Genomic DNA, 22,592 nt, shown 5'->3' with positions numbered 1-22,592 from the left:
GATGCCCGAACCGTTCATAGTGCGACGCGAGACCCAGATCGCCGCCCCACGCGCCACCGTTTTCGCTTACCTGACCGACCCCGAGAAGATTCTGAGCTGGATGGGTTCCGACGCGACCACGGAGCCGCATCCCGGCGGGCTATATCTGCTCAAAGGCATCGGCCCCCGCGGCGGCGTTGCCCGCGGCGCGTTCCGCGAAGTGGTGCCGGTGCATCGTCTCGCCTACACGTTTGGATGGGAGGGCGGCCAGGAAGTGCCGCCCGGCTCGAGCCTGATCGAGATCGACCTGATCGAACGCGACGGCGGCACATTGCTGCGCATGACCCATAGCGGACTGCCGACCGAGGAACAGGCTGCCGCCCACGCAACGGGATGGGCGCACTATCTGGGACGACTCACGACCGCAGCCGCGGGCGGCAATCCCGGTCCCGACAACGGCGTTTCCACCAAGGCGTAACGACGCCAGGTCAGACCGCCGCGGTCGCCACCACCTGCTGCAAAAGCTGCTCGCGCCTGGCCTGCGAGCGCTGGCCCTTCATGGTCGCAGCGAAGCGTTCGAGGATGCCGTCCTCGAACGCGGTGACGATGGTGTCGTGAACATAGCTCTTGCGGCAGATCGCCGGCGTGTTGGAGAGCTGATCGGCGGCGCCGCGGATCGCTTCCAGCACCTGCTTCTTGCGGCCGCGCTGGCTGGTCGCCGGCGTGATCCGCGACAGCGATTCCACGACGACGGCAGAGGCCATCAGCGTGCGGAAATCCTTCAGCGAGATCTTGATGCCGGCGATCTCGCGCAGAAACGCGTTCACCTGCGTGGTGCTGACCGCGCGCACGATGCCGTAGGCATCGCGATACTGGAACATCCGCTTGCCGGGAACGCCCTGCAAAATCCCGATGGCGCGCACGAGCTTGGCGGCGTCGCACTCCTTGCGCACGGCCTTGCCGCCCTTCGCCTTGAAGGTCAGCACGAAGCTGTCGTCTTCCAGCGAGACGTTGGACTTCAGCAGCGTGGTGGCGCCGCGGGTGCCGTTGAGACGGGCATAGGATTCGTTGCCGGGGCGGATCGCGGTGCGCGCAATCAATTCGATGACGGCCGAGAGCGCGAACTCGCGGGTCGGCTCGTCGCCCGACAGGAACGCCGAGACCTTGCGCCGGATCTTGGGCAGCGCGCCGACGAGCTTCTCCAGGCGATGCGCCTTGCGTTGCTCGCGGACCTTCTCCCAATCGGCGTGATAGCGATATTGCAGCCGGCCCGCGGCATCGCGTCCCACCGCCTGGAGATGCGTGCTCGGATCGGCAGAGTAGCGCACCTCGCGATAGGCCGGCGGCACCGCCATCGAATGCAGCCGCCGAATAGTACGGGCATCGCGGATGTGGACCCCGTTGGGCCGCACGAAGGAATAGCCCTTGCCGCGCCTGATGCGGCGAATGGTCAGCTCGTTCTGGTCGCCGAGCCGCAGGCCCAGTTCCTTGGCGAGGGCCTCGACCGTCGCTGCAGGGGCCGTGTCGAACGCTTTTTTCGGGCTGGGACGGCCGGAACCGGCCGGTTTCGGCCATTGTCCGAGGGCTTTGGCCAGTGCAATGGCAGCAGGATCGGCTGAAGCGGGCCGCAAAGTCCCGAGATTCTGCTGATCCATCATAGTCTTATGCCTTAGCCCTGTTTGTTATCGGTCAATGCCGCTGTTCTGATTTTTGTTCCAAGGGGTCTCGTTGGACCCGGGTTAGCCACTTAGGGTGTTCCGAACCGCATTGCGAGTCCCGAATCAGTGAGGGCGGTTTCTAAATACCGCTACCGGGAGCATGGCGCTCTGCGCCGGCCCATTCCGAGGATCGGGGTAAAGACCCGAAAGCTGCCGGTCGCCCTGTTTCAAAACTGCGACAGTCGCACGAAGCGGCTTGATCCTCCGCATGGCCGGCTGCTCGCCGAAGGTCCAGCTTGTGCACCTTGTCGGGTCCGGTTAGCCCGACGCATAATCGGTTCAACGATCAAGTCGGCTGGCCTGTGCTCGGCTTGCCGTATGTGGAGGGAAACATGTCCGAGAAGATCTACGACGTCCCCGCGGAATGGGCGAAGCGCGCTTGGGTCGACCAGGCCAAGTACAAGGACATGTACGCCCGTTCGATCTCGGATCCGAACGGTTTCTGGGCGGAGCAGGCCAAGCGCATCGACTGGATGCACGCTCCGACCAAGATCGAGAACGTCTCCTTCGCGCCCGGCAATATCTCGATCAAATGGTTCGAGGACGGCGTTCTCAACGTCGCCCATAATTGCATCGACCGGCATCTCCACAGCCGCGCCAACCAGACCGCGATCATCTGGGAAGGCGACGATCCCTCACAATCCCGGCACATCACCTACAAGGAGCTGCACGACGAGGTCTGCCGGATGGCCAACATCCTGCGCACCCGGAACGTCAAGAAGGGCGACCGTGTCACCATCTACCTGCCGATGATTCCGGAGGCGGCCTACGCGATGCTGGCCTGCGCGCGGATCGGCGCGATTCACTCCGTGGTGTTCGCCGGCTTCTCGCCCGACAGCCTCGCCCAGCGCATCAACGACTGCCAGTCCAAGGTGATCATCACCGCGGATGAGGGCCTGCGCGGCGGCAAGAAGGTGCCGCTGAAGGCCAATGTCGACGCGGCACTCGCCAAGGCAGACGGCGTCGACTGGGTCGTCGTGGTCAAGCGCACCGGCGGCGCGGTCGAAATGAATCCCTCGCGCGACCTCTGGTACCACGACGCCGCCAAAATGGTGACGACGGAATGCCCGGTCGAGCACATGCACGCCGAGGATCCGCTGTTCATCCTCTACACCTCGGGCTCGACCGGCCAACCCAAGGGCGTGCTGCACACCTCCGCCGGCTATCTCGTGTTCGCCGCGATGACGCATCAATACGTCTTCGACTATCATGACGGCGACATCTACTGGTGCACCGCCGACGTCGGCTGGGTCACCGGGCACAGCTACATTCTGTACGGACCGCTCGCCAACGGCGCGACCACGCTGATGTTCGAAGGCGTGCCGAATTACCCGGATAATTCGCGATTCTGGAACGTCATCGACAAGCACAAGGTCAACATCTTCTACACCGCGCCGACCGCGATCCGCGCGCTGATGCAGAGCGGCGACGCGCCCGTAAAGAAGACCTCGCGCGCCAGCCTGCGCCTGCTCGGCTCGGTCGGCGAGCCGATCAATCCGGAAGCGTGGGAGTGGTATCACCGCGTCGTCGGCGACGACCGTTGCCCGATCGTCGACACCTGGTGGCAGACCGAGACCGGCGGCATTTTGATCACGCCGCTGCCCGGCGCCACGAAGCTCAAGCCGGGCTCGGCGACGCAGCCGTTCTTCGGCGTGGTGCCTGAGATCGTCGACGCCGACGGCAACGTGCTGGACGGCGAGACATCAGGCAATCTGTGCCTGACGCGGTCATGGCCGGGCCAGATGCGCACGGTCTATGGCGACCACGCCCGCTTCGAGCAGACTTATTTCTCGACCTACAAGGGCAAGTATTTCACCGGCGACGGCTGCCGACGCGATGCCGACGGTTATTACTGGATCACCGGCCGCGTCGACGACGTCATCAACGTCTCCGGCCACCGCATGGGTACCGCCGAAGTCGAAAGCGCGCTGGTGGCGCATGAGAAGGTTTCGGAGGCCGCCGTGGTCGGCTTCCCGCACGACATCAAGGGCCAGGGCATCTACGCCTATGTGACCCTGATGGCCGGCATCGAGCCAACCGAGGATCTGCGCAAGGAGCTCGTCACCTGGGTGCGCAAGGAGATCGGCCCAATCGCTTCGCCCGACCAGATTCAGTTCGCACCGGGTCTGCCAAAAACGCGCTCCGGCAAGATCATGCGCCGCATCCTGCGCAAGATCGCCGAGGACGAGCCGGGCAGCCTGGGCGACACCTCGACCTTGGCCGATCCCGGCGTGGTCGACGACCTCGTCAAGAACCGGCAGAACAAGAAGTCGGCGTAAAGGCAGTCTCGTGCCCCGGACGCAGCGCAGCGCGCACTTCGCCGTGCGCTGCTGAGCTGGGGCTCATGCAACGACAGACTCTGTGGCTTTCTGGGTCCCGGGTTTGCGTCGCACCGCTTGGCGCTGCGCCGTGTCCGGGACGCGAGACCCATCCCCGCGTTAGCGCCCCCGGAATCAACGGCCGTTCACATCCTCACGCGCTTGTCAGACCGCGCCCCGGCGCCCGGGCATCTTTCCGGCTGAGTGTTGTTTTCAGGTCATTTACTTTGTTTCGAACATTTCCTTTGTTCCCCCTGCTGGCTGGCCCTTGGCGGCCGTGCGTGGAAACCATCCGGTTAACAAGCGCGGTTAAGAATGTCCCCTGACAAGGACTTGCAACAAGGACTTGCGACAAGGACTTGGCGGGCCAGCGATTGCCGGTTTTGCGTAATTTTGGACGGTCCGTTCGGGGCAAGGGGAAAATCGATGTCGATAAGGATTGCTGTGGCGCTGGCCGCCACCGTCGGGGCTGGGGTCTTGATGTCGACGGCGGCGCAGGCGCGGCCGGAAATGGTGGGGACCCACCTGGCCGACTATTCGCCAGGCACCATCGTTGTCAAAACCAACGAGCGTCGGCTCTATCTCGTCCTCGATAACGGCCACGCCGTGCGCTACCCGGTCGGCGTCGGCAAGTCCGGCAAGCAGTGGGCCGGCACCACCCGCATCGACGGCAAGTACCGCAATCCGGCCTGGTCGCCGCCTGCCGAGGTGAAGCGCGACAAGCCGAGCATCCCGGACGTCATCCCGGGCGGCTCGCCGCGCAACCCGATGGGCGTCGCGGCGATGACGCTGTCCGGCGGTGAGTATGCCATCCACGGCACCAACGTGCCGGGCTCGATCGGCGGCTTTGTCTCCTATGGCTGCATCCGCATGCTCAACGACGACATCACCGATCTCTACAGCCGCGTCTCGGTCGGCACGACGGTGGTCGTGACGCGCTGATCGCCGGCATCGGGGCGAGACGGCAAGAGCCGCGTCGTTCGACGCGGCTTTTTTGTTACCAGAAGCGCCAGCTCCGCGCGCACCAGCCGTCGCGATGGCCGCCATTGTAGTTCCGCGCGTAGCCGCCGGCGAGCAACGCCGCCGAGACATTGGCCGTACGTTTGGTCGCCACGTCAGCGAGAACGCGTCCGTATTTGTCAGGCCCGAGATTGGTAATCGTCACGCCACCCTGGCCGAGCAGGTCGCGGAGCGCGGCGGCGGCGGCTTCAGCCTTGTCGAGTTCTTCCTGGCAGGAGGCTTTCATCTCAGGTGCATCGATGCCGCGCAGGCGAACGCGCGCGACGAGGTCGCGGCCGCCCTGCTGATGCACGCGCGCGAGAAAGGTGTCGCCGTCGATGGTGCGGATGACGTCGACGGGCTGGCGACGATCGAGATGGCCGCTTTGCTGGAGTACGATCTCGGCGTCCCTCGATTGACCGTCGGTCGCACGAGGGAAGGGCCAGTTCATGCCGTGCCGGAACGTGAACACGACGGCCACCACGATTCCAACCACGAACATCCACGGCAACAGCCCTGAGAACCGGCGAGCAAATGGCGAGCCGCTGTATGAAGGCCGATACGGATGGCTTGGATCGAAACGCGACATCCCCGCACGCTAGGGGTGAGTCGGGCAGTCCGGCAAGTCAGCTTCCAAGGCAAGCTTCAAAAGTCGGAAGCGATGCCCTTGCGCTCCCAATCGCCATAGCGGGTCGGCTCGGGTCCTTTTGGCCCCTGCAACTCCTTTGGCGCCGCCTCGGCGTCGTTTTTGGCTCGGACTGCCGCGGCCTGCCGGCGCGCTTCGGCCTCGGCCAGCGCACGCTGGGCGGCCGGCGTGAGCTGCTTGCGGTCGGGAACGGAAGGCTGGTCACTCATCGTCGGCTTTCTAGCGCGTGATGGCCCGCGGCGCGACGCCCAATAACGCATTCCTGAAATGGCTCCGAAAGGGCTGAAAAACCCGGAAGCGATTCTTACATTTGGCATATTCGCGTGCCAAAGATCGCCTCCTCAAGGCATGCGCCCATTACGGCGAACTGCCGCTCGCTCAGAACCTTGTTTCCGCATGCCTTCTCAACGTTTCGCCCCTCCATCCGAAGTGCCCGGTCTCGCGGCGCGGCGGATTGCCGCCGACATCGTCGATGGCGTGCTGCAAAAGCACCGCACGCTTGACGAGCAGCTCGACGGCAGCGGCGCCCATCCCGGACTGAAGACGCTCCCCGACCGCGACCGCGCGCTGATGCGCCGCCTCGTCGCCACCGTGCTGCGCCGGCTCGGCACGCTCGGCCATGTGCTGTCCCGCCTGCTCGACAAGGGCATTCCCTCCGACGCGCCGCGCGCGCAGAGCGCGCTGTTGATCGGCGCCGCCCAGATCCTCTGGATGGACGTGCCCGATCACGCGGCCGTCGATCTCTCCGTTCGCCTCGTGCAATCCGACCGCCGCGCCGCGCGCTATGCCGGCCTCGTCAACGCCGTGCTGCGCCGCTGCGCCCGCGAGGGCAAAGCGCTGGTGGACGAGGTTGCCGCGCAATCGCTGGACCTGCCGCCCTGGATGGTCGCGCGCTGGAGCGCGCATTACGGCGAAACAGTCGCAAGAGACATGGCGCTCGCACTCAGCCACGATCCTTCGCTGGATCTGACCGTGAAGTCGGACGCCGCGCAATGGGCGAGCCGGCTCCATGGCGAAGTCCTGCCGACCGGATCGGTGCGTACGGTGCTGCACGGCGCGGTGACCATGCTTCCCGGCTTCGCCGAAGGACAATGGTGGGTGCAGGACGCCGCCGCTGCGTTGCCGGCCCGGCTGTTCGGCGACATCACGGGCAAATCCATCGCCGACCTCTGCGCCGCTCCCGGCGGCAAGACCGCGCAGCTGGCTCAGGCTGGCGCCCATGTCACCGCCATCGACCGCTCGCCTGCCCGGGTGGCGCGGCTGCGCGAGAATCTGACGCGGTTGTCGCTCCAGGCCGAGACCGTCGTCGCCGACGCCGCGGAATGGTCCGGCCCTCCCGATGGCTTTGACGGCATCCTCATCGATGCGCCTTGCACCTCGACCGGGACGATCCGCCGCCATCCCGACGTATCCTGGCTTCGGCAGGAATCCGACATCGCCGCGATGACCGCGCTCCAGCGGCGGCTGCTGCAAAAATCGGTCTCGCTGCTCAAGCCCGGCGGGACGCTGGTCTACTGTACCTGCTCGCTGGAACCCGAAGAGGGCGAGCATGCGGTCGCCGCGCTGCTGGCCGCAGAGCCTGGGCTTCGCCGGGTTCCGATCGATGCGTCCGAGGTGTCGGGACTCAGCGAGATCATCACCGCCGAGGGCGATTTGCGCACCCTGCCCAGCCATCTACCGAACGCCGATCCCAAGCTCGGCGGGCTCGACGGATTTTTCGCGGCCCGGCTCGTTAAATCCTGATTTTGCACTGGATTTTGCAACCACAGCGCTGATTCGCGTCGTTCAAGGTGGTGTCGGCCGTCCGATTTTGGGATTAATAAGGATTCGTCGGAATCCTCTCCCCCATCAAGGCAAGGCGTGTCGGTCGCTCAACGCAGACGTATCTCGACGCTGGTGATGAACCGCTTCGCGCGGAACATGCTCGCGCGCGCGAGCGGCGGTTCCGTTGCCCTGTCGCGGGTCTGGCCCGGCCGCGCCGACCGGTTGATCATCGCGCCACATGATCTGCGCACCGCGGATGCCACCCGCGCCGCCGAGATCTATGCCGGCCGCTTCGTCTTCGCCGGCAAGATCGTCAATTGCCACGGCCGCTCGATCTTCGATCTCGAGCCGCCGTCGGAGGATTGGGAGGTTGCGCTGCTCGGGTTCGGCTGGCTGCGCCATTTGCGCGCCGCCGACACCGCGCTGACGCGCGCCAATGCGCGCTCGCTGATCGAGGACTGGATCGGCAACCCTGCCAGCAAGCGCCGTCCCGTCGCGCGACGCGCCGACGTGCTGGCGCGACGCGTGATCTCCCTGCTGTCGCAGGCGCCGCTGGTGCTCAACGATACCGACAACAAATTCTACCGCCGCTATCTGCGCGCGCTGGCACGTGAAATCCGCTTGCTGCGCTACACCATGGTCAACATTCCCGACGGAGTGCCGAAGCTCCAGGTGCTGATCGCGCTGTGCTATGCGGCGCTGTGCCTCGCCAACCAGGCAAGTCACATCCGCAGCACCTCGAAAAAGCTCTCGGATGAATTGCAGCGGCAGATCCTGCCCGACGGCGGGCATGTCTCGCGCAACCCGGGCGCGCTGATCGAGCTCTTGATCGACCTGTTGCCGCTGCGGCAGACCTTTGCCGCGCGCAACATCGCGCCGCCGCCCGCGCTGCTCAACGCGATCGATCGCATGATGCCGATGCTCCGGTTCTTCCGCCACGGCGACGGCAATTTCGCGCTGTTCAACGGCATGAGCGCGACGCCCTCGGACCTGCTCGCGACGCTGCTTGCCTATGACGACACCCACGGCGCGCCGATGTCGAACATGCCGCATACCGGCTTCCAGCGCCTCGATGCCGGCCAGACCACGCTGATCATCGACACCGGTCCGCCGCCGGCGGCCGGCGTCAGCCACGACGCCCATGCCGGCTGCCTGTCGTTCGAACTATCCTCCGGCATCAGCCGCATCGTCACCAATTGCGGCATGCCGACCACGGGCCGCGACAATTGGCGGCCGTTCGCACGCGGCACGGCGGCGCATTCGACGCTGACCTATCACGACACCTCGTCATGCCAGTTCGTGGAGATGTCGGCGATGAAGCGGCTCTTGCACGGTGCTCCGGTCACCAGCGGCCCCGTCGAGGTCGAGAGCTATCGCGAAATCGTGCAGAACGGCACGCTGCTCACGACGTCGCATGACGGTTACCTGACAAAATTCGGCGCGATCCACCGCCGCGTGCTGATGATCGCCAATGACGGCGCACGCATCGACGGCGAGGACACGCTGTCGCCGCCGCAAGGCGGACGCTTCAAGGGTCCGGATGCCGACTTCGCGCTCCGATTCCATCTGCACCCGGCGGTGAAGGCGAGCCGGCTGTCCGATGCCCGCGGGGTCATGCTGGTGCTGCCGAACCGCGACGTCTGGACCTTCGAGGCGCTCGACGACAAGGTCGAGCTCGAGGACAGCGTATCCCTGGCCGGCAATGACGGCCCGCGCCGCACCGCGCAGATCGTGATCCGTCAGGATGCGCGGCAGGCGCCCTCGATCCGCTGGAGTTTTGTCCGCTCCACCGCCTCGCCGGCGATCACGAATGCCCGCAGAAATGCGCGGCGGGAGCCGGAACTTCCGCTGTAGACGCATGTGATTCGGCCCGATCTGAACGTTGTGAAAGCGATCGAAAACTGCTATCGAGCCCTCGCTCGCGCGACTGGCGACCTTGGATGGAGCACCATCGGGAAGCGCGAGACTGAGAAGCCGCGCGCCTGGGCATAGACACTCCTTCAGACAGAGGATCTTGCTCATGACTGACCATCCCCGCCGCGTCACTCGCGCCCTTCTCTCCGTTTCCGACAAGACCGGCCTGATCGAATTCGCGAAGGCACTTGCCGCGCACGATGTCGAGCTGGTCTCGACCGGCGGCACCGCGAAGGCGATCGCCGCGGCCGGCCTCGAGGTGAAGGACGTCTCCGAACTGACCGGCTTCCCGGAAATGATGGATGGCCGCGTCAAGACGCTGCATCCGAAGGTGCATGGCGGCCTGCTCGCGATCCGCGACAACAAGGACCATGCGGACGCGATGACGGCGCATGGCATCGCGCCGATCGATCTGCTCGTCGTCAATCTCTATCCGTTCGAGGCGACCGTCGACAAAGGCGCGGGCTTCGAGGATTGCATCGAGAACATCGATATCGGCGGCCCCGCGATGATCCGCGCCGCCGCGAAGAACCATGACGACGTCGCCGTCGTGGTCGAGGCGCACGACTATCAGGCCGTGCTCGACGAGCTCGCCGCCAACAAAGGTGCGACCACGCTGAAGTTGCGTCGGCGCCTTGCCGCCAAGGCTTACGCGCGCACTGCCGCCTATGACGCCGCGATCTCGAACTGGTTCAACCGCCAGCTCGAGATCGACGCGCCCGATTTCCGCGCCTTCGGCGGCCGGCTGCTCCAGTCGCTGCGCTATGGCGAGAATCCGCACCAGACCGCGGCGTTCTATGCGACCCCCGACAAGCGGCCGGGCGTCTCGACCGCGCGGCAGCTCCAGGGCAAGGAGCTCTCCTACAACAACATCAACGACACCGATGCCGCCTATGAATGCATCGGCGAGTTCGACGCCAAGCGCACCGCGGCCTGCGTCATCGTCAAGCATGCCAATCCCTGCGGCGTCGCGGAGGGCTCCGACCTCGTCAGCGCCTACCGCAAGGCGCTGGCCTGCGATTCCACCTCGGCGTTCGGCGGCATCATCGCGATGAACCGCGCACTCGATGCCGACACCGCGCGCGAGATCACGAAGATCTTCACCGAGGTGATCATCGCGCCCGACGCAAGCGAGGAAGCGATCGCCATCATCGGCGCGCGGAAGAACCTTCGGCTTCTGCTCGCCGGCAGCCTGCCCGATCCGCGCGCGCCCGGCCTCACCGCCAAGACGGTGGCGGGCGGTCTCCTCGTGCAGAGCCGCGACAACGCCGTGGTCGACGACATGACGTTCAAGGTCGTGACCAAGCGTGCGCCGACGGACGCGGAGATGCGCGACCTGAAGTTTGCTTTCCGTGTTGCAAAACACGTCAAGTCCAACACCATCATCTACGCCAAGGATCTCGCCACCGTCGGCATCGGCGCCGGCCAGATGAGCCGGGTCGATTCAGCGCGGATTGCGGCACGCAAGGCTCAGGATGCGGCCGCCGAGCTGAAGCTCGCCGAACCGCTCACCAAGGGCTCGGTGGTGGCGTCGGATGCGTTCTTCCCGTTTGCCGACGGCATGCTCGCCTGCATCGAGGCCGGCGCCACCGCCGTGGTGCAGCCCGGCGGCTCCATGCGCGACGACGAGGTCATCAAGGCCGCCGACGAGCACGGCATCGCCATGGTGTTCACGGGCACGCGGCACTTCAGGCATTGATTGATTGGCGGTAGCCCGGATGGAGCGGAAGCGAAATCCGGGTTCTCGCCTCTCGGAGAGACTTTCCCGGATTGCGCTTCGCTCCATCCGGGCTACGAAATTACTCCCGCACCCGCATCAACAACGCCAGCCCCGCGACGAAGAAGACCACCAGCACGGCCATACCGGCCTTCTGGCTTGCCGTCACCGCGGTGATCACGCCGATCAGCAGCGGGCCGATGAAGGACGTCACTTTCCCCGTCAGTGCGAACAGACCGAAATACTGCGCGATGCGGTCCTTCGGTGCGAGACGGATCAGGAGCGTACGTGAGGCGGCTTGCAGCGGACCGCCGGCTGCACCGATCAGGCAACCCAGCACCAGATAAGCGCGCTCTGACGCAGCGGCGAACATTGCCCCGCCGGGCGCGGGCGGCGCGACCTTGATGAAGAAGATCGAATCCTTGTCGACCAGCAGGATCGCCGCCAGCGCCAGCAGCAGGATGAGCATGCTGCCGGCGATCACGCGCTTCGGCCCGAAGCGATCGTCCAGCTTGCCGCCAAACCACGCGCCAAACGCGCCGGCGATCGCGAGCATGATGCCAAACGTGCCGATCTGGATCGTGTGCCAGCCGAACGTACCGGCAGCATAGATGCCGCCGAAGGCAAACAGCGACACCAGACCGTCGGTATAGATCATGTTGGCGAGCAGAAATGCCGCGAGCGATTTCTGCTGCGGCAGCCCCTTGATAGATTGCTTCAGCTCCGACAGGCCTTCGCGCAGCGCCTCGCGCACCGGACGCTTCGCCGGATAGTCCGGCGTGAACAGGAACATCGGCGTCACGAAAATGATGAACCAAAGTCCGGTCAACGGTCCGGCGGCGCGATCGCCCTGATGGCTGACCGGATCGAGCCCGAACAGAGGCGTGAGACCGAGCAACGTGCGGCCGGTCTCGGGATTCGCGGCGAGCAGGCCGAGCACGATGATCAAGCTGACGATGCCGCCGACATAGCCCGTTGCCCAGCCGGTGCCGGAGAGCCGCCCGATGCGCTCCGGCGGCACCAGCGTCGGCATCATCGCATTGTTGAAGAGAGTGGCGAATTCCGCGCCGACGCTGGCGAGCGCGACCGCGGTGAGCAGCGGCGGAATGATCGAGGGATCGCCGGGCTTGCCGATCCACAGCGTGCAGGATGCCAGCACCAGCACTGCGCCGAATCCGGCGATCCATGGCTTCCTGCGGCCCGAAGCATCGGCGATAGCCCCCAGCACCGGCGACATCAGCGCGATCGCGAGGCCCGCGGCAGCCATCGCAAAGCCCCACAGCGATTGCCCGGTCGCGGGATTCGGCGCAATGCCGGTGGCGAAATAGGGCGCGAACACGAAGGTCGTGATCAGGGTGAAATAAGGCTGCGCGGCCCAGTCGAAGAAGATCCAGCTGACGACGGCGCTGCGCGGCGGATAGGTCCGCTGCGCGCCGGCGATGCGCGCATCCGGGGCGATCGTCGTCACTGCACAATCCTCATCACGAACAGTTTTGCCTCTGTCAGGGCAAACCGTATAGCATTGCAGCGCTGCATGTGAACTGCCCATGGCCATTGCGGAAGTTTGATGATGTCGTCTTTCTCGACACGGCGGACATTTTTCGCCTTCCTTGCCACTCTGGCGGTCGGACTTCCGGCCGCGACCGCGCAGGATGCGCGGCGGGCCTATGTGCCGCCCGCGCTCGACACGGTGCATGCCGTTCCCGCCGAGCACGGCATGGTGGTGGCGCAGGAGAAAATCTCCGCGCAGGTCGGCGCCGACATCCTGCGGCGCGGCGGCAATGCCGTTGACGCCGCGGTCGCGACCGGCTTTGCGATGGCCGTGACCTATCCGCGCGCCGGCAATATCGGCGGTGGCGGCTTCATGGTGATTCATTCCACGGAGCGCAACGAAGACATCACGATCGACTATCGCGAGACCGCGCCGGCTGCGACCACGCCGCAGATTTTCCTCGGCGCCGACGGCAAGCCCGACGCGGCGAAGTCGCGGGATTCCGCGCTCGGCGTCGGCGTCCCCGGCACTGTCGCGGGACTTGCGCTGGCGCTGGAAAAATATGGCTCGGGCCGGTTCACGCTGGCGCAACTGCTCGAGCCCGCGATCGCGCTCGCCCATGATGGCTTCCTCGTCGGCGACGACATCGCCGACACGCTGCCGGGCTGGCACAAGCGGCTGGTGCGTTGGCCCTCCTCGGCCAGGATCTTCTCGCGGCCCGATGGCACGCCGCTCGGCGAAGGCGACAGGCTGGTGCAGAGCGATCTCGCCGAAACGTTGTCGGCTGTCGCCGCACAGGGCCCGCGCGGTTTCTATGAGGGGCCGGTCGCGGAAAAACTCGCCAAGGCCGTGACTGACGCGGGCGGCATCATGACGCCGGCCGATCTGAAATCCTATCAGGCGGTCATCCGCGCGCCGGTGCGCGGCACCTATCGCGGCTATGACATCGTGTCGATGCCGCTGCCGTCATCGGGCGGCGTGGTGCTGGTGGAGACGCTCAATATCCTCGAAGGTTTTCAGCTCGCCGAGCTGAAGCAGGGATCGCCGGCCTCGCTGCATCTGCTGATCGAGGCCATGAAGCGCGCTTATGCGGACCGGGCGCGCTATCTCGGCGATCCCGCCTTCGTCAACGCGCCGATCGGGACGCTCACCGCCAAAGACTACGCCGCGAAGCTGCGGGCAACCATCTCTGCCGATCGCGCCACGCCGTCGAAACAGCTCGTTTCCACCGCGACCTCACCGCATGAGGGCAGCAACACCACGCATTTTTCCGTCGTCGACGGCAGCGGCAACGCGGTGAGCAACACCTATACGCTGAACTTCAGCTACGGCCTCGGCCTCGTCGCCGACGGCACCGGCGTGCTGCTCAACAACGAGCTTGACGATTTCACAGCGGCGGTCGGCGCTTCCAATGCCTATGGCCTTGTCGGCTTCGAGGCCAATTTGCCCGGGCCTGGCAAGCGGCCGCTGTCCTCGATGTCGCCGACCATCGTCCTGAAGGACGGCAAGCCGGTGCTGGTGACGGGCTCGCCCGGCGGCAGCCGGATCATCTCGACCGTGCTCCAGGTGATCGTCAACGTCCTCGATTACAAGATGGACGTCGCGGCTGCCGTGGCCGCACCGCGGCTGCATCACCAATGGTTGCCCGACGAGGTCCGGGTCGAGGGCGGCTTCCCCGATCATGTGCTGCTCGAGCTGAAGGCGATGGATCATCTCATCGTCGCGCCGATGGGGCAGACATCGGCGAATTCGATCGCGGTGACCGCCAACGGTCCGCTTGGGGCGCCCGATCCGCGTAGCCGGGGTGCGGAAGCAGCGGGGCAGTAACTCTGTCCTTGCATGGCGCGAAGGCCGGCGGCCGGCTTGCGCGCGCCACCGCGCGTGCTACCACCGCGAGGCCAGAAGAAACTGCCAAAGAAAACACTGTCGGGAAACGCACATGACCACAGTTGATCCGAACCAGCGCATCGAGCGCGCCGAGATCGAGGACACCAGCCTTCTTGCCTTCTATCGCGACATGAACGCGCCGGAGCGGCGGACGTTCTGGGCCTGCGCCGCGGGTTGGGCGCTCGACGGCATGGACTTCATGATCTATCCGCTGGTGATCGGCACCATCATCGCGCTGTGGAAAGTCGATGCGGGATCGGCCGGACTCGCCGGCACCGTGACGCTGCTGGCTTCCGCGATCGGCGGCTGGCTCGGCGGCTATCTCTCGGACCATATCGGCCGGGTCAGAACGCTCCAGATCACCATCATCTGGTTCTCGTTCTTCTCACTGGTCTGCGCGGTCGTGCAGAATTTCGAACAGCTCCTGATCGCACGCGCGGTGCTGGGCCTCGGCTTCGGCGGAGAGTGGGCGGCGGGCGCCGTGCTGATGGGTGAAGCGATCCGGCCGCAATATCGCGGGCGTGCGGTCGGCTCGGTGCAGTCGGGCTGGGCGGTCGGCTGGGGCCTCGCGGTGCTGTCGCAGGCGATCCTGTTCTCGGCGTTGCCCGCGGAGACAGCGTGGCGCTGGATGTTCGTGATCGGCGCGCTGCCGGCGCTGCTGGTGTTCTACATCCGCCGCTCCGTGACCGAGCCGGAGATCGCGGCTGAGGCCCGCGCCAAGCAGGCCGCGAGCGGCAATCGCCCGGCGCTCTGGGAAATCTTTTCAGGCCGGATCCTGAAGACCACGATCCTGGCATCGCTGATGGCGACGGGCTGCCAGGGCGGCTACTACGCCGTCACCTTCTGGGTGCCGCAGTTTTTGACCAAGGAGCGGCATCTGTCGATCGTCGGCTCGACCGGCTATCTCTCGACGCTGATCATCGGCTCCTTCATCGGCTATCTCACCGGCGCCTGGCTCGCCGACCGGATCGGACGGCGCAATCTCTTTCTGACCTTCTCGATCGGCGCGATCGCGGTTGTGCTGCTTTACACACAGCTGCCGCTCACCAACGAAATCCTGTGGGTGCTCGGCTTCCCGCTCGGCTTTTTCGCCTCGGGCTATTTCTCCGGCGTCGGCGCGTTCCTGACCGAGCTTTATCCAACGCGACTGCGCGGCTCCGGCCAAGGGTTCTGCTACAATTTCGGCCGCGGCATCGGCGCGCTGTTTCCGTTCCTGGTCGGAGCGCTGTCGGCGACGACGTCGCTTGCGAATGCGATCGCGATGTTCGCGGTGGCGGCTTACGCGCTGTTCTTCATCGCCGCCTTCGCGCTGCCGGAGACGCGCGGGCGCGTGCTGCACGCGGACTGATGCAGGCTAGCTACCGTCCGACCTGATACGGCCCGCCCTTTTCGAGGGCGCGGCTGTACGCCGGCCGCGCGTGAATGCGCTCCAGGAACGCCATCGCCTTGGGATGGCCGAGCTCGAGCCCGCCGCGCGCCTGGGCTGCTTCGAGCGGAAAGCTCATCTGGATGTCGGCGGCGGTGAACTCGTTGCCGGCGAACCACTCGCTCTTCGCAAGCTCGCCTTCCCAATAATCCATGTGCTGCTTGAGCTGCGGATTGACCAGCGCGGTGAGCGCCTGGTTCGAAACCTTGCGCACCAGCGGGCGCAGCAACGCCGGGGCACGCTTCGGCATCAGCGTGAACAGCAGCTTGAGCAGCAGCGGCTGCATCGCCGAGCCCTCCGCATAGTGCAGCCAATAGGTGAAGCGCAGCCGTTCCGGCGTGTTCGGCGGCGGGACCAGCCGGCCGTTGCCGTAGGTGGCGATGAGATATTCGATGATCGCGCCTGACTCGGCGATGGCGTTGCCGTTGTCGGTGATGACGGGCGACTTGCCGAGCGGATGGATGGCGCGGAGCTCCTTCGGCGCGCGCATGTCCGGCTGGCGCTGATAGCGCACGATCTCGTAGGGCACGCCCAACTCCTCGAGCAGCCACAGCACGCGCTGCGAGCGGGAATTGTTGAGGTGATGAACGGTCAGCATCGCGTGGTCCCCGGGGCTAGGCATGGTCGATCGGCCGCGCGTTCGTGCCAGCCCGGGAACGCAATGTCGAGCCGTCCGGTCGGATATTTTCATCCGGGTATATTGACCTTTGTAATTCACCCGGGTATTAAAGTCGCCACCGTGACCAATATGGCAATGATTCCAATGCAGAAGACTTTCACCGCTTTCCAAGGGCATCGCCGCCTGGTCTCCGGGCCTGCCGGAGAGGTCGCGCTGGTCATCAAGCGGATGGCGGAGCGGCCGGACGAACCCATCGTCATCTTCGAGGACGCTACAGGCCGGTCGATCGACTTCGATCTGCGCGGCGGAGACCGCGAGGTGCTGGCGCGGCTGGCGAAGCTTGTGCCGCCCCCGGTTGAGGAGACCGCATCGCCGAGCGAGCCGCGCGGCCGCGGCCGGCCGAAGCTCGGCGTGGTCGCGCGCGAGGTGACGCTGCTGCCGCGGCACTGGGAGTGGCTCAGCGCGCAGCCAGGCGGCGCCTCGGTCGCGCTGCGGAAACTTGTCGAAGAGGCGCGGCGCGCCAGCGGCGACAAGGACCGCGAGCGGCAGGCGCGCGATGCGGCCTATCACTTCATGTCGACCATGGCCGGCAATCTGCCGCAGTTCGAGGAAGCTTCGCGCGCGTTGTTTGCGGATGACCGGCGGCGTTTCACCGGACTGATCGCAGACTGGCCCGCCGACATCCGCGACCACATCGTCAAGCTCGCCTACAGCGACCGCGCTTAGGCGCGCGCCTTCTCACAACCTATCGACGGCCGGGCCGCGCGCGCTTCGCGTGGCGACGGTTTCGCACGCCCTGATGAAAGGCCGATCCATGTCCGCCGCCAAGCCGCTCTGGAAGACTTTTCTGCGCTTCCTCGCACCGTTGATGCTGAGCAACGCGCTGCAATCGTTGTTCGGCACCGTCAGCAACGTCTATCTCGGCCAGATGATCGGGATCGACGCGCTCGCATCGGTCTCGGTTTTCTTTCCGGTGATGTTCTTCCTGTTCGCCTTCGTCATGGGCCTGAGCACCGGCTCCACGGTGCTGATCGGCCAGGCCTATGGTGCTGGCGAGCAGGGCCGGATCAAGCTCATTGTGGGCACGACGCTCGCGATCGGCCTGCTGCTCTCGATTCCAATTGCACTGACCGGCGGCATCTTTAGCCGGCAATTGATGATGATGCTCGCAACGCCCGCGGACATTCTCGACCAGGCCAGCGCCTATGCCCGCATCATGCTGCTCACCATGCCCCTCGGCTTCGTCTTCCTGCTGATGACGGCGATGATCCGCGGCGTCGGCGACGCGCTGACGCCGCTGCTGGCGCTGGCCTTGTCGACCGCGATCGGCTTGATCCTGACGCCGATGCTGATCCGCGGGTCGTTCGGATTTCCGGCGGCCGGCATCACCAGCCCGGCCTGGGCGGCGGCGATCGCCAACGCGCTGACGCTGGTCGCGCTGGCCGCCTATCTGCTGCGGAGAAAACATGCATTGGCACCGGACGCTGCACTGCTGCGTCATCTGCAGCTCAATCGTGTGGTACTGGGGCAAATTCTCGGCATTGGACTGCCGAGCGCAATCGGCATGGTGGTGATGGCGATCGCCGAGCTGGTGCTGCTCGGCCTCGTCAACGGCTTCGGCTCGAGCGCAACCGCAGCCTATGGCGCGGTCAACCAGGTGATGGGCTACACGCAGTTCACGGCGATGTCGATTTCAATCGCGGTCTCGATCCTCGGCGCGCAGGCGGTTGGCCGCGGCGACAGAACGGGGCTCGAGGGCATCGTGCGCACCGGACTTGCGTTCAACATCGTCCTGACGGGCGGGCTGGTGGCGCTGATCTATCTCGCGCCGCGCGCCGTGCTCGGTATCTTCATCACTGATGACGCCGTGCTCGATCTGGCGAAGGGCTTGATCAACATCGCACTGTGGAGCTCGGTGCCGTTCGGCCTGGCGACGGTGTTTTCCGGCGCAATGCGCGCCGCCGGCGTGGCACTGACGCCAATGCTGCTCGCGATCTTCGCCATTGGAGCAATCGAACTGCCGTCCGCGGTGATCCTGAGCCGCACGATCGGCCTTGAGGGTGTGTGGGCCGCCTATCCGATCGTGTTCTGCTCCATGTTCCTTTTGCAGATGGGCTATTACCTTCTGGTATGGCGCAAGCGAACGATCCGGCGTCTGACCTGACGACATCATCAAGAGATTATGACCGTCATTAAAAGGTGGACCCGCGGCGCGCGCTGCGCCACAATGCGAAAAAGCGACGTCAGGGAGGATGATTTTGACCCGCACAGCCCCGCAATTCCTGTTCGATTTCGGCAGTCCGAATGCCTATCTCAGTCATCTCGCGATTCCCGCGATCGAGCAGCGCATCGGCGTCAAGTTCGAGTACGTGCCGATCCTGCTCGGCGGCATCTTCAAGTCGACCAACAACAAGTCGCCGGCCGAGACGCTTGCCGGCGTCAAGAACAAGCGGGAATTCCAGGCGGTCGAGACCGAACGCTTCGTCAGGCGCTTCAAGGTGCAGCCCTATGTCTGGAATCCGTTCTTCCCGGTCAACACGCTGAACCTGATGCGCGCGGCGATCGCGGCGCAGCTCGAAGGCGTGTTCGAGACATACGTCGAGGCTGCCTTCCATCACATGTGGCGCGAGCCGAAGAAGATGGACGATCCGGAAATCGCGGCGAAGGCGCTGGCGTCCTCCGGCCTCGACGCGCAAAAGCTGTTCACCCGCGCCGGGGAACCCGAGGTGAAGGGCAGACTGATCAAGAACACCGAGGAGGCCGTTGCGCGCGGCGCGTTCGGCTCGCCGACCTTCTTCGTCGGTAACGAGATGTTCTTCGGCAAGGAGCAGTTGCGCGAGGTCGAGGAGATGGTATCGGGGAAGTGATTTTCGTATGATGGACGGATCGAGCCATCATCTCGGACGTCGTCCTGGCGAAAGCCAGGAGCCATAACCATCAAATCGCGTTTGGCGATAGGCTGGGGCTCCGACTTGTCCGACAAGAGGCAGTCGGGGTAATGGGTCCTGGCTTTCGCCAGGACGACGAAAAAGAACGAACAACAAGGACGATCCCATGCGTATCCTCGTGGTCGGCGCTGGCGCCATCGGCGGCTATTTTGGTGGCAGGCTGTTGCAGGCCGGTCGCGACGTCACCTTCCTGGTCCGGCCACGGCGCGCCAGCGAGCTCGCGAGCGCCGGCCTCGTCATCAAGAGCCCGAACGGCAACGTCACGCTGAAAAATCCGCCGACCGTCCAGGCCGACGCGCTCAAGGACAAGTTCGACGTCGTGCTGCTCAGCTGTAAGGCCTTCGACCTCGACGACGCCATCAAGTCGTTCGCGGCAGCAGTCGGGCCCGACACGGCGATAATCCCGATGCTCAACGGCATGAAGCATCTCGACATCCTCGACGACAAGTTCGGCAAGGAGCGCGTGCTCGGTGGCCTCTGCGCCATCGCCGCAACGCTCAACGAGAAGCGCGAGGTGGTGCAGCTCCAGCCGATGCAGTCGATCAATTACGGCGAGCGCGATGGCAAGCTGTCTGATCGGGTCAAGGCGATCGACGAGGCCTTCAAGAGCGGCATCAATGGGGCCACCGCCAGCCAGAACATCATGCAGGACATGTGGGAGAAGTGGGTGTTCCTGTCCTCGCTGGCGGCGTCCACCAGCCTGATGCGCACCTCTGTCGGCAACATCCTCGCCGCGCCCGGCGGCAGGGATTTCCTGCTCGGCATGCTGGACGAGACCAGCGCGATCGCCGCCGCCTCAGGCTACACGCCGGGCGGGCCGTTCTTCGAGCGCGTGAAGGGCAACCTCACCACCGAGGGTTCACCGATGACGGCCTCGATGTTCCGCGACGTCAAGGCGGGTCTGCCGGTCGAAGCCGATCACGTCATCGGCGACCTCATCGCCCGCGCCGACGCCGCCAAGGTGCCGGTCCCGAAGCTGCGCATCGCCTACACGCATTTGAAGGCGTATGAGAAGCAGCGGGCTAGCTGACGCAGCTTCCGCTATTTGAAATATGCGAGATAGTGCGAGACGGCGGTGATTTCCTCATCACTCATGTGATAGGCGACATCGGCCATCGCAGCGCCTCCACCGCCGACACGCTGGCTGCTCTTGTAGTCGTGCAGCGCCTTGACCAGGTATTCCTCGCGCTGGCCCGCGAGCCGCGCGACCGCCTTGGTACCGGCAAAATTATCCGTATGGCATGAGGCACAGCGGCGGCCGACGGCCACTTGCGCGCCTTTTTTCGACAGGTCCGGATCCTTGTCTTCCGCCGCCGTCGGCGGCGTCAGCGCAGCGAAATAGGCGCCGAGATTGCGGACGTCCTCGTTGGTGATTTCCTCGGCGATAGGCTGCATCTGGTCGTTCTTGCGCGAGCCGGCGCGGAAAAACACGAGCTGCCATTGCAGGAATTGATCGGGCTGGCCGGCGAGCGAAGGGATATTCTCGGTCTGCGAGATGCCGTTCTCGCCGTGACAGCCGGCGCAGACGGCGGCCTTCTCCTTGATCGCGGCATTGTCCGCGGCGCTTGTGGGGAGAGAACCGAGCGCGAGAAGCGCAACCGCGCTGATTGCGTGCGAGATGAACTGCCGGCGCATGATTGGAATTTCCGATCTGTCGAACGCTCATTCCGGGGCGGCGAAGCGCGTGCCCGGAGTTCGATAACCCCCGTTCGTCACTATGGGTTCCGGACTTCTACGTAAGCAGGAACGACAGCGTGCGAAATTGAAATGAGAAAGGCTGCGGCGCCCCTCGGCACCGCAGCCTCGTGTCGTCCTAGGCTACTTCTTGCTGTAGCTGATACGGTAGATCGCGCCGGCCCAATCGTCGGCGACGAGCATCGAGCCGTCCTTGGCGAGGATGATGTCGTCGGGACGGCCGAGATAGCCCTGGTCGCCCTCGATCCAGCCGGAGGCGAACACCTCCTGCTTGGCGTTCTTGCCGTCGGGACCGACGATCACGCGCATGATGCGGCCGCCCTGGTACTTGTGACGATTCCAGGAGCCGTGCTCGGCGATCAGGATGTTGTTCTTGTACTCGGCCGGGAATTGATCGCCGGTATAGAACTTCATGCCGAGCGGAGCGACGTGAGCGCCAAGGTTCAGCACGGGCGGCGTGAACTCGGAGCATTTGTGGCCCATCGCGAACTTGGTATCCGGCAGGTCACCCTGGTGGCAGTAGGGATAGCCGAAGTGCTCCCCGATCTTGCTGATCATGTTCAGCTTGTCCGAGGGCAGATCGTCGCTGATCCAGTCGCGGGCGTTCTCGGTGAACCAGAACTTGCCGGTGCGCGGATCGACGTCGCCGCCGACCGAGTTGCGAACGCCGAGCGCATAGATTTCCGCATTGCCGGTCTTGGGATCGACGCGGCGTATCTGCGAGACGCTGGTCGGGGGCACGCCGATGTTGAAGGGCGGTCCGAACGGAATGTAGAACCAGCCTTCCTTGTCGACCGCGATGTACTTCCAGCCATGCGCGGCATAGGACGGCATGTCGTCGTAGACCACCTTGCCCTCGCCGAGATTGTCGAGCTTGTTTTCGACGTCGTCGTAGCGGATCAGCTTGTCGACCGCGATGACGTAGAGCGCACCGTCCTTGACGGCCAGACCGGTGGGCATGTTGAGCCCCTTGAGGATGGTCTTGACCTCTTTCTTTCCGTTGTTGTCCTTGATGGCGTAGACATTGCCGAGGCCGAACGAGCCGACGAACAGGGTGCCCTTGTCACCCCAGGCCATCTGCCGCGCCGCCAGCACACCGGACGCGTAGACCTCCATCTTGAAGCCCGCCGGCAGCTTGACCTTCTTGACGATATTGGCGAGCTCGGAATCGGACGCGCCGGTCGGCGGCCCCGACGGCGGTGCCAGGCCCTTCTGCGCCTCGGTCTCGTCGCCGAGGAACCAGTCGTCCGGCGGATGGGTCCAGAACTCCTTGGTGCCGGATTCGTATTTCTTCAGCGGCTTGTTCTTGTCCTGCTGCTGCGCGTGACCGGCGCTTGTCCCCGCGAGAAGGGCAACCGCTGCAAGCGCCAGAACGGATTGAAAGACGGATCGATGGAATTTCATCGCGTCACTCCCCTAAGGCAGCCATCAGGGCTGCACATTTATTTTATTTTGCTATCGAGAGGCGAA

Annotated in this window: 19 protein-coding genes and 1 riboswitch; of the genes, 12 read left to right on the top strand and 7 right to left on the bottom strand. The window is 65.0% G+C overall.

Annotated features, from left to right (window positions below; genetic code table 11):
- Position 1 precedes the first annotated feature (1 nt).
- Positions 2–457, top strand: a complete 456-nt coding sequence (locus AC0L3J_RS04040) for an SRPBCC family protein (protein WP_473346036.1) — start codon at positions 2–4, stop codon at positions 455–457.
- 10 nt (positions 458–467) lie between these two features.
- On the opposite strand, the gene AC0L3J_RS04035 is transcribed toward AC0L3J_RS04040, so the two are convergent.
- The gene (locus AC0L3J_RS04035) at positions 468–1,637 is read right to left on the bottom strand and encodes a DNA topoisomerase IB (RefSeq protein WP_456766878.1); all 1,170 of its coding nucleotides are present in this window, start codon (positions 1,635–1,637) and stop codon (positions 468–470) included.
- Between the two features lie 392 nt (positions 1,638–2,029).
- On the opposite strand from AC0L3J_RS04035, the gene acs reads away from it, so the two are divergent.
- Together acs and AC0L3J_RS04025 are read left to right on the top strand one after the other, a co-directional pair.
- The gene (gene acs, locus AC0L3J_RS04030) at positions 2,030–3,976 is read left to right on the top strand and encodes an acetate--CoA ligase (RefSeq protein ID WP_473346035.1); all 1,947 of its coding nucleotides are present in this window, start codon (positions 2,030–2,032) and stop codon (positions 3,974–3,976) included.
- Between the two features lie 465 nt (positions 3,977–4,441).
- Positions 4,442–4,957 (top strand): L,D-transpeptidase, encoded by a 516-nt coding sequence (locus AC0L3J_RS04025; protein ID WP_473346034.1) that lies wholly within the window; start codon positions 4,442–4,444, stop codon positions 4,955–4,957.
- A 55-nt stretch (positions 4,958–5,012) separates the two neighbouring features.
- On the opposite strand, the gene AC0L3J_RS04020 is transcribed toward AC0L3J_RS04025, so the two are convergent.
- The gene (locus tag AC0L3J_RS04020; RefSeq protein ID WP_473346033.1) at positions 5,013–5,603 is read right to left on the bottom strand and encodes a thermonuclease family protein; all 591 of its coding nucleotides are present in this window, start codon (positions 5,601–5,603) and stop codon (positions 5,013–5,015) included.
- Between the two features lie 56 nt (positions 5,604–5,659).
- On the bottom strand, positions 5,660–5,869 hold the full coding sequence (locus tag AC0L3J_RS04015; RefSeq protein ID WP_473346032.1) for a DUF1674 domain-containing protein: 210 nt from the start codon (positions 5,867–5,869) through the stop codon (positions 5,660–5,662).
- A gap of 187 nt (positions 5,870–6,056) precedes the next feature.
- Between AC0L3J_RS04015 and AC0L3J_RS04010 the strand changes: the two genes are divergently transcribed.
- The 3 genes from AC0L3J_RS04010 (at position 6,057) to purH (ending at position 11,037) form a co-directional block, all read left to right on the top strand.
- Complete coding sequence (locus tag AC0L3J_RS04010; protein WP_473346031.1) at positions 6,057–7,403, top strand: RsmB/NOP family class I SAM-dependent RNA methyltransferase; 1,347 nt, start codon at positions 6,057–6,059, stop codon at positions 7,401–7,403.
- Between the two features lie 156 nt (positions 7,404–7,559).
- On the top strand, positions 7,560–9,278 hold the full coding sequence (locus AC0L3J_RS04005) for a heparinase II/III family protein (RefSeq protein ID WP_247285459.1): 1,719 nt from the start codon (positions 7,560–7,562) through the stop codon (positions 9,276–9,278).
- Between the two features lie 59 nt (positions 9,279–9,337).
- A riboswitch (ZMP/ZTP riboswitch) is annotated at positions 9,338–9,419 on the top strand.
- A 25-nt stretch (positions 9,420–9,444) separates the two neighbouring features.
- On the top strand, positions 9,445–11,037 hold the full coding sequence (purH, locus tag AC0L3J_RS04000; RefSeq protein ID WP_473346030.1) for a bifunctional phosphoribosylaminoimidazolecarboxamide formyltransferase/IMP cyclohydrolase: 1,593 nt from the start codon (positions 9,445–9,447) through the stop codon (positions 11,035–11,037).
- A gap of 100 nt (positions 11,038–11,137) precedes the next feature.
- On the opposite strand, the gene AC0L3J_RS03995 is transcribed toward purH, so the two are convergent.
- Positions 11,138–12,523: an MFS transporter gene (locus AC0L3J_RS03995; RefSeq protein ID WP_473346029.1), complete on the bottom strand. Its 1,386-nt coding sequence runs from the start codon at positions 12,521–12,523 to the stop codon at positions 11,138–11,140.
- A 99-nt stretch (positions 12,524–12,622) separates the two neighbouring features.
- On the opposite strand from AC0L3J_RS03995, the gene ggt reads away from it, so the two are divergent.
- Positions 12,623–14,374: a gamma-glutamyltransferase gene (gene ggt / locus AC0L3J_RS03990; RefSeq protein ID WP_473346028.1), complete on the top strand. Its 1,752-nt coding sequence runs from the start codon at positions 12,623–12,625 to the stop codon at positions 14,372–14,374.
- Positions 14,375–14,486: 112 nt separating this feature from the next.
- Positions 14,487–15,782: an MFS transporter gene (locus tag AC0L3J_RS03985; protein ID WP_473346027.1), complete on the top strand. Its 1,296-nt coding sequence runs from the start codon at positions 14,487–14,489 to the stop codon at positions 15,780–15,782.
- Positions 15,783–15,792: 10 nt separating this feature from the next.
- Here AC0L3J_RS03985 and AC0L3J_RS03980 read toward each other — a convergent pair whose 3' ends face one another.
- Complete coding sequence (locus AC0L3J_RS03980) at positions 15,793–16,458, bottom strand: glutathione S-transferase family protein (protein ID WP_473346026.1); 666 nt, start codon at positions 16,456–16,458, stop codon at positions 15,793–15,795.
- A 150-nt stretch (positions 16,459–16,608) separates the two neighbouring features.
- Here AC0L3J_RS03980 and AC0L3J_RS03975 point away from each other — a divergent pair, with 150 nt between their 5' ends.
- From AC0L3J_RS03975 to panE, 4 genes are all read left to right on the top strand, one after another.
- Positions 16,609–17,205, top strand: coding sequence for a DUF2239 family protein (locus AC0L3J_RS03975; RefSeq protein ID WP_473346025.1), 597 nt, complete (start codon positions 16,609–16,611; stop codon positions 17,203–17,205).
- Positions 17,206–17,293: 88 nt separating this feature from the next.
- A complete protein-coding gene (locus AC0L3J_RS03970) occupies positions 17,294–18,643 on the top strand; it encodes an MATE family efflux transporter (RefSeq protein WP_473346024.1) in 1,350 nt (449 codons plus the stop codon).
- Between the two features lie 88 nt (positions 18,644–18,731).
- Positions 18,732–19,346, top strand: a complete 615-nt coding sequence (locus AC0L3J_RS03965) for a 2-hydroxychromene-2-carboxylate isomerase (RefSeq protein ID WP_473346023.1) — start codon at positions 18,732–18,734, stop codon at positions 19,344–19,346.
- Between the two features lie 187 nt (positions 19,347–19,533).
- Entirely contained in the window at positions 19,534–20,457 is a 924-nt protein-coding gene (panE, locus tag AC0L3J_RS03960) for a 2-dehydropantoate 2-reductase (RefSeq protein ID WP_473346022.1), read from the top strand.
- 11 nt (positions 20,458–20,468) lie between these two features.
- On the opposite strand, the gene AC0L3J_RS03955 is transcribed toward panE, so the two are convergent.
- Both AC0L3J_RS03955 and AC0L3J_RS03950 read right to left on the bottom strand, forming a co-directional pair.
- Complete coding sequence (locus AC0L3J_RS03955) at positions 20,469–21,062, bottom strand: c-type cytochrome (RefSeq protein WP_473346021.1); 594 nt, start codon at positions 21,060–21,062, stop codon at positions 20,469–20,471.
- Between the two features lie 183 nt (positions 21,063–21,245).
- Complete coding sequence (locus tag AC0L3J_RS03950; RefSeq protein WP_473346020.1) at positions 21,246–22,526, bottom strand: PQQ-dependent sugar dehydrogenase; 1,281 nt, start codon at positions 22,524–22,526, stop codon at positions 21,246–21,248.
- Between the last annotated feature and the right edge of the window lie 66 nt (positions 22,527–22,592).

This window comes from Bradyrhizobium sp. Kon37, from assembly GCF_055807535.1.
This window is presented reverse-complemented; position numbering and strand designations above follow the sequence as displayed.